The following is a 7,927-nucleotide window of genomic DNA, read 5'->3' as shown; positions in this document are numbered from 1 at the left end:
AACTACTCCGGGACAAGGCTGGCGTGCTCACCCACCAACGATCAATGACCTAGCAAGGTTCGGTGACGCGGCACTAGTCATCCGCTGCACACCGATCGGCACCTGGCTGAACGGACGCAAACACCCCTGGAAAAGGCCAAACGAGGGGCATGAACACCGCTTGGCCGCCGGAGTCATCTGCTCGTGCCAGTTGAACGGGCAGGGTGGGCGTGATGAGCCTGGGAGAGCTCAGTCAGTGCCGCCTTCCAACGATTCGTCGCCGCCGTGAGCCCTTTCTGCCATGCCTCGGCGTCCCTGCTCCGCTGCGCCAGCGCGTCGGCGGCGCGCGTCAGGTGCGTGCCGAGTTCCGGGTCGGCATCGGCCAGTCTGCGCATGTGCCTCCCGATCAGGGCCTTGCGGAGGTCGGCGCGTGTCGCGGTGGCCAGCCGGGTGCGGCGCGCCGATTCGGTGACCAGCCGGGGCAGGGCCCGGGTCAGATCGTCAATCCTGGACATGGTCTCTCCTTGGGCGTGCTAAGCGATCGGGTTGAGGAGGGCCCAGGGCTTCCCGGTGTTCTCCACCGTGACTCCCTGGATCCGGATACCACCGGTGGTGATGTTCCCCTGCACCGAGGCGGCGGTCGGCGCGACGTCCAGTGTCATCGACGGGCTGCCCCCGACCAGACGGTTTCCTTGCACGATGGCCAGGTCCGCGTTGAGGTGGGCCACCGGCACCTGGCTCCCGTCCGGCTGCGTGCACCGGTTGGCGCTCATCACCACCTCGCCGGGGACCAGCACCGAAACCGCGTTCACCACACCGCCGCCGTGCAGCGTGTTCCCGGTGAGCTCCACATTTCCGAGCAGCCCGCCCATTCGGTACACGTGGTCACCGGCGAGCAGCCACGCTTCGGCCGACGATCCGGTAAGGCGCATTTCGGCGAAGGTCGACTTGTCGCTGATGATCGCGGCGAGCGCGGTCCAGCCGGGCTGCGTGCCGGGTCGCGAACCGGACCCGCAGCGAACGATGTTGTCCACCACGGATATCGTGTCCCGCCATCCGACCGTGGCGATGCCGTAGCTGCTGACCATCAGGTCCGCCGTCCCGACCTGCGAGATCGTGTTGGCCGAGATCCGCCCCTCCTGACAGGCCAGCACGCCGATGCCCAGGCAGGTGAGTTGCCGGGCGACATCCTGCGACTCGGCGCCCACCCCATCGATCGTGTTGTCCGCGACCGAGGCCAGATCCGCCCCCATGACGAGGACGCCGACCGTGAACTCAAGCCGTCGCGGGCGTGCCAGTGCCGCGAACGCCACCCGCGGGCCCGCGTCACGGCCGCCGTTCGAGGAGGACCGCAGGTCGGTTATCTGGTTGTCGTGGACGGAAACCACCCCGCCGCCGTCCGCGGGCTGCACCACGACGCCCGCGCCGGTGCGCCGGATCGTGTTGTGCTGTATGAGCAGGCTCCGCGCCGACGCGGTGACGGCGATGCCGCTCTCCATGAAGCCCGTGATGGTGTTGCCGGTCACCGTCACCACCCCGTCGGCGGTGTCCGGCGGCAGTGCCAGGACCGCGATGCCGTTCGCACCCTCCTGGCGGTCGCGGCTGATGACCGTGTTGTCGCGGATGTTCGCGTGCCGACCGGTCATGATGCCCGTGCCTTCCACTTGCACGTTGTTGGCACTGATGTCGAGATCACCGTCAAGGCCGACGACGTCCTGGGGTGAAAGCCCGGTCATGACGATGCCCGCCTCCTCGCACCCGAGCACGGTGTTGCCGCGGATCGAGGTACGGCCGCTGTGCTCGGCTGTCACCCGCCGCATGACATCGATGTCTATCCCCCGCGCCTGGCAGGGGAACAGCGTGTTCGCGACAGACAGTCCATCGGTGAGCAGTGCGGCCGCCCCCCCTTCGTCCAGGTTCCAGGCGGTGATCCCGAGAAGACCGGACAGGACGCATGCGTCGATGCTGAGGTCTGTCTGCACGCCTCCGAGTCCGAGCGCCGGGCCCTCGGACTGCTCGACCGACAGTCGCTTCAGCACGATCACCTCGTTGCCGTCGGTGAGCACGATGCCCGGGTTCTCGTGGCCCTTGCACACGATGCGGAAATCCGCCAGTTCGATGTCCAAGCAGTTGCGCATGATGACGGCCGTTTCCGAGGCTTCCAGCAGGCTGCTGGTTCCGCTGCCGCGCAGCCGGATCGAACTCACCCCGTTGAGATCGAGACGATCGTCCAGAAAATACGTTCCCGGGCAGAGGGTGATGGTGCCGCCGCCCGCCTTCTGCAGCATGTTCACCGCGTCCTGGATCGTGAACCCGAGGTCGTTGTGCTGCTCCGGCGTGACGCAGATCTCGCAGGGGCAGCCGTCGCCGGAGCCGACCGGCCACTCGGGACGGCAGTCGAGGGCCGAGTCCGGAGTGGTGATCAACGCGAGCCGGGCGTAGTGGTGGTGGATGCCTCGCGGGGGCGCGTCGACCAGCTTCTCCAGCGACTGCCCTGAAGTGGGGGCGGTCGCCCGGGCCGCGAAGACCCAATGATCGCCGGGGCGCGGCGCGCCGGGGCCCGTGGAGCTGAACGCGATCGTGATGCCGTGCTCCAGCGAGACCGGCGAGCCGTCGGCGGGAACGGTGATCAACGGCGAGTCCCACTTGCGTACGCGCAGGTGGTGGTCCAGGCTGGTCAGCCCGGCTGGCAGCGCTGGGGAGAAGGTGATCGTCGAGGTGGCCACGTCCACGGTCACCTGGCGCATCTCGCCCGCAGCCTGGGCGAGTTCACGTGCGTCGTCGGTGATCTCGACCCAGTCGCCGTCCTTGATGGACACGTCGTCGCGGCCTAGCGAGTGCAGGCGCAGCGAGGTGGCCGAGACCACCTCGGCCACGGCGCTGCCGACGGTGGCGTTCTCACGCGACCAGGTGAACTGCGTCGGGGAGTGCATCTCGACCCGGTACAACTGGTTCTCCGGCCCGCGGTAGCCGGTGCCGGGCGGGATCTCGCACGGATCGGTGACAGGATCGACCGCTTCGGTCGCAGTGGTGAGCCGGAGCGGCGAGGGTGCGACCAACTCGTCCCAGTCCTCGATGGCCTGGCCACAGGTGGCGCCGGAGCCGATATCGGGAAGGACCCGGACCTGCCAGACGATCTGGGTGCGCGTCGTGGTGTCCACGCCGATGGCGCTGTCCACCAGGTCCGGGGTGTTGAGGTGGGTGCGTTCCCGCTCCCACACGTCGAGGTAGACCAGGTGCGGGCCGCCGTCCGGCAGGTCGGCCGGTACGGGCCAGTACGGCTGCTTGCCGTACTCCACCTCGTCCGTGCCGTTGGGCTCGGCCAGCACGGGGTCGAAGGCCACCGTGTCGCCGTGGTTCTCGGCCACGAGGCCGTCCACGTACATCCGCCCGGCGCCGATCGACATCTTCCCGCCGGACAAGCTGATCCGGAACCCGTCGGGAGTCCGGCGGGACACCGCAACCCGGCCCGGGGTGAGGTCGACCGCCTGCGCCCGCAACCGGCGATCGGTGATGGCCACCTGCTCGTTGAAGTCGGCGTCGAGCCACACCCGGCCCTGCTGACTGCCGACGCTGCTGAAGTCGCGCAGCGCGTCGAACCGGACTCTACTCAGATCAGCACTCATGTGGCACCTCAGGTCGCGTGAAAGATGCCGGCCTCAAGGCCGAAGCGGAGATATTCGTCGAGGCGCAGGCGGAGATTCGCCTCGCGCTGTGGGGCGAACAGATGGTTGCCGGCACCCATCTCGCTCTCGTTGTCAGCCCCGCGTCGCACCTCGTCCGGCGTAAACGAGCGGAGTTGCGCGTAGCCGGGATCACCGAAACGGACGGAGGTGAAAGCCGGCGGGACGGTGGTGCAACGGTGACGTGACGGCGTGAGCGAGCTTTCGGCCACGCGGCTGAACCGCAGGCAGCCCTCCTGGCGCCGCCGCGCCGTCACCGCGCCGAGCACGATCGAGTTGGAGATGTCGATTCGCGTCGCCGTGACCGTGCCCAGCACCGTGCTCTCCGCGAGCGTCAGCGAGCCGCCCCGGTAGGAGTCAAGCACGCTGTCGCGGATGGACACCTCCACCCCGTCGGCCACCTCGACCGGTCCGAGCACACAGCGGTCGATGATCACCTGTGCCGGCTGCTGCGAGACGACGAGGCTCGGGGCGACCGGATGGGTCGGCTCGTTGCCGGCGGTGCGGGTGAGCCCGGGCACGAGCGTGCAGTGACGTAGGACCAGGGTGCGCGTCTCAAGGTCGCCGCCGTCCTCGAACGTCAGCCGGTCGCCGCTGATCAGCAGGCCGTCGAGTACGACCGTGCCGCCGGGACCGGGCCGGATCGCCACCGGCCCGGCCGCGGCCAGGTGCGGCCGCCGCCGGTGCGCACCCCGCAGCAGCACGGTACGGCCGGCAGCCGTGGCGAAGGCAGGCGTCTCCCCGTACAGCCAGCTGTCCGCGATGTGGACCGTGCCGCCGGAGGTCACACTGTCAAGGTGGGGCTGGATCGCGGCCCCGCCGGACACCTGCCGGACCTGGCCGGGGGTCGTCGACGCCTCCCGGTCATAGCCACCGCCGCCGACGCGCATCGCGTACCCTTGATGGAACGTTCCGACGGGGATCACGCCTGCGGGCACCGCCTCGGGGAAGTACACCCGGCCCAGCACCGGGTCGACGGCGAGCACGTCCGAACCGGGCTGCGGCGCGTGCGCCCAGTCGTCGGCCACGTCGGACAGGTCGCAGACACGGACCTTTGACGGCGTCGCCGCGCCTACCAGCTCCACCAGCAGGCTGCGGCCGTGCCCGTAGTAGACGTCGCGATGGTCCGCAAGGAACCGCCTGGTCAGCGGCAGCGGGACGTCAAAGGGCTCGGCCAGGTGGGTGATCCCCTCCTCGGTCCGCGGCTTGCCGAACAGCCGCTGGTCGATGCCCAGCGGGTGGAAGCGGAAGCGGCGCCGCGAGCCCGCGTCGGGGACCAGCGGCGAGCGGAACACCTCGACGGCGTCCAGGCGCCACAGGAAGAGGCCGATGTTGTGGATGTTGTAGCGGCCCGCGCCTGTCGAGACGCGCCGGACCTCGGCCAGGTGAGCACGTTCGTCGAAGGCGCCGGGCAGCGTGCGCCGCCGCACGTCGGGGGTGCCGCCCCGGTCTGGGCGGGGATGGTTCATGTGCTGCGTGGTCGCGAGCCGCTCGAAGAACTCGACCGCCCGCGCCCGCCAGCCCGTGACGTCGAAGGCCAGTTGCTCCAGCATGGCCGCGGTACCCTTGCGGCGGCGGTAGGCGATGGTGTTGGCCACCTCGGCGCGCGGCGAGCCCACGGTGGGCGGCCCGCCGTACAGCGGGCGGTGACCGACAAGGTCGCCGATGTACGGCACGGCCCAGTCAGCGGCGGTCTCCACGAACAGGTCGTCGTAGAACTGGTCGAGGCTCTCCTCCAGCACGCCGAGCTGCTCGCCGATGACCTCCAGCAGCAGGCGTAGCCGTCCGTCGCCCAGTTCGTCCCGGAGCCGATGCACCCGGGGCAGCAGCTCGTACAGGTCCGTCATGGCATCTCCGTGAGCCACCGCCGGGGATCGGCGGTCAGCAGCAGCGTCTCCGCCCCCCGCACCTGTGATCCCCCCGTCGCCGAAGGCCCGGCGGCGAGCAGGCGCTGCCTGCCGGCGGAGGGCAAACCCCGGAAGAGCGCGTCGAGGTCGACCGCGACGACTCCCGGGGCGTGGTGGGCCGCGGCGATCACCTCGGAGGCGTGCACCGGCTCGGCGAACTCCCGTACCCGGAAACCGAAGGCCCCGGCCAGCGCGGCCGCAGCCGCCGTGAGCACCGTCCCGGCCTCGTGATCGGGATGCCGGTGCACCTTCATACGGAACTGGAACGGCACAGGCCGGTACGGCACGACGACGACCGGCACAAGCGGATCCCCGTGCCCGCGCAGCGCGGTGACCAGCCGCGCGCACGCCTCCGGCGGTACGGCGGCGCCGCCCTCGCCCGCCACGGTCACCACGATCGTGCGCACGTTGCGCAGCGGGAGCACGGCCACGTGCGCCTTGGCGATCCCGGCGTACGTACGGGCGAAGTCCGCGTAGTCCGGAAGCGACACGGCGCGTCCCAGCGTGCGCGTCGACTGCGGGATCCCCTCGCGGGCGTGCTCGACCGAGTCGGGGTCCGCGCCACCCGCCGCCGGTGCCGGGTTGGTAACCCCGGTGACGCCCAGCGGCGGGGATGCGAGCTGGGTCAGCGCGCCGGCGGGCAGGTTGCCCGCAGTGCCGATCCCCTTGCGGTAGACGGCGCGTATGTTGTGCTGCCCGGTCGCCGGCCGTGCACCGCGCAACCCGTCGCCGGTGCGCACCTCGACGGCACCCGACGGGCCGTCCCGGATGACGAACACGTGATCGTCCGGGGGGGCGCGGTGAAGCGAGGGGACCTCGTGCCAGGTCATGTCGTTGACGCGCACCTCCAGCGTGGAGGCCGAGCCTGTGGGGGTGGGCGACGGCACGTGGGTCAGCGGGGCGTGTTTCAGCTCGAAGCGCTGGAACGGCCGGGCGGCGTCGCCGTCGCCCAGTATCTGGTGAACGGTCTGGCCGTGGGTGGCGGCCACGACGTTCCCGAAGATCTGGACGGCCTCCGGCTCGTACTCCGCGGTCAGGTTTCCGGTCAGGGTGAGCAACGTGGCCACCCCGTCGGACTCCGCCGACTTCAGCGTCACCGTCTCGGCCGTGTCGCCGGCCACGATCAGCAGCGTGCGTCCCTCGGGCAGATTCCGCACGTCGCCCGCGACGACGATGCTGTCCCCTCCGACCGGGAAGGGGTCGGGCTCTGGTGCGAGCGGCAGCGCCTCGCTGACGGCGTGAACCGTGGTGCCGCGCACGTCTCGGTCGAACCTGGTGTATTCGGCCGGGGAGCCGCCCAGCCTGACCCGGGTCGCCTTACCGGATACGGCGAACTCCGACCGCGACAGCTCCGTGACCGCTTCTGCGGTGAACAGCGCCATGTCGGCGCCGGAGGCGAAGACGAGCATGCCGCCTGTCGCGATGTCCGGGTGGGAACCGTCCATGTCGGAGGTCATGGCCAGCGGTGAGCTCAGGTACGCGGGCCAGTCGGAGCAGCCGGTCGGGCAACCGTAGTCGGTCTTGAACTCCTTGGACATCGTCTGCCAACGGGGCGCGTTGTGGCCGAAGAAGCTCAGCCGCTTGCGCATGACATAGGGAGTCAACGGGCCTGGCTTGGTCAGGGCGTCACGCCAGGTGACCAGCGTGCGTTCAAGATGGGCCTGCGGGGTGACGGTCCGCGCCGGGCGCACCTCCCACGACTGCTGGTTCGCGTGGAACAGCAGCAGATCGCCCGGCTTGAGGTTGGCGGTGGTCCCGCTGACATACATGCTCTGCCTGCCCGTGTCGAGCACGGCGGGCTTCGTCGTCACGGGTCGCATGAGGTTCCACGCCGGGCGCGCCCGCAGGGCTTCGGCGGTCTCAAAAACCTCCGACTGCTCGCCCTGCCCCGGCACGCTGCGGACCTGCACCCCGGCCGGAATCGTCACGACGACCGGCATGCGCGCCCGCTGGAACGGCGTGGTCGCCGTCTCCACCGCGGCCGCCGGGGGCGGCTGGACGTGGAAGGCCAGGTGCGTTCCGGCGGACACGCCCGGACGAAGCCGGTAACCGACCAGCTTGCCCAGCTCCGCCAGGGACGGACGGTGCAGCGCCGTGCGCAGGTACGACTCGTTGACCAGCCGCTCGGTGTAGAACGTCAGCACCTCGGCCACGCAGGCGGTCGCGTCCAGCAACGCCACGCTGAAGTCCTCGTCGTCACGGGTGGACAGCCCGGCCAGGACCGGTCGGCGCGCGGAGGTCAGCGCCGCGTGCATGCTCTCGCGGAACTCGGCGTACCCGCCGGGCCGGTAGCGCACCTGTGGCAGCGCGGGCCGGTTGTCGATCGGCCGCGGCGTGCTACCGGTGATACCCGCGCAG

At 70.3% G+C, this 7,927-nt stretch carries 4 protein-coding genes; all 4 read right to left on the bottom strand.

The genetic code is table 11. The features are described from left to right. Positions 1-173: 173 nt before the first annotated feature. The 4 genes from P3X83_RS11015 to P3X83_RS11000 are packed head-to-tail and all read right to left on the bottom strand — an operon-like array spanning position 174 to position 7,866. Positions 174-494: a hypothetical protein gene (locus P3X83_RS11015; RefSeq protein ID WP_277304840.1), complete on the bottom strand. Its 321-nt coding sequence runs from the start codon at positions 492-494 to the stop codon at positions 174-176. Between the two features lie 18 nt (positions 495-512). Further along, on the bottom strand, positions 513-3,605 hold the full coding sequence (locus P3X83_RS11010) for a DUF6519 domain-containing protein (RefSeq protein WP_277304839.1): 3,093 nt from the start codon (positions 3,603-3,605) through the stop codon (positions 513-515). A gap of 8 nt (positions 3,606-3,613) precedes the next feature. Next, positions 3,614-5,509, bottom strand: a complete 1,896-nt coding sequence (locus P3X83_RS11005; RefSeq protein ID WP_277304838.1) for a hypothetical protein — start codon at positions 5,507-5,509, stop codon at positions 3,614-3,616. Next, positions 5,506-7,866, bottom strand: a complete 2,361-nt coding sequence (locus tag P3X83_RS11000; RefSeq protein WP_277304837.1) for a putative baseplate assembly protein — start codon at positions 7,864-7,866, stop codon at positions 5,506-5,508. The genes P3X83_RS11005 and P3X83_RS11000 overlap by 4 nt, the downstream gene beginning before the upstream one ends. Between the last annotated feature and the right edge of the window lie 61 nt (positions 7,867-7,927).

Source organism: Spongiactinospora sp. TRM90649, from assembly GCF_029382225.1.
Lineage (GTDB): Bacteria > Actinomycetota > Actinomycetes > Streptosporangiales > Streptosporangiaceae > Spongiactinospora.
The sequence above is the reverse complement of the archived record's forward strand: the minus strand, read 5'-3'. Positions and strand labels throughout refer to the sequence as shown.

Coding starts and splice junctions, on each gene's coding strand:
- P3X83_RS11015 (WP_277304840.1), bottom strand. CDS start 494: ATGTCCAGGATTGACGATCTGACCCGGGCCCTGCCCCGGCTGGTCACC.
- P3X83_RS11010 (WP_277304839.1), bottom strand. CDS start 3,605: ATGAGTGCTGATCTGAGTAGAGTCCGGTTCGACGCGCTGCGCGACTTC.
- P3X83_RS11005 (WP_277304838.1), bottom strand. CDS start 5,509: ATGACGGACCTGTACGAGCTGCTGCCCCGGGTGCATCGGCTCCGGGAC.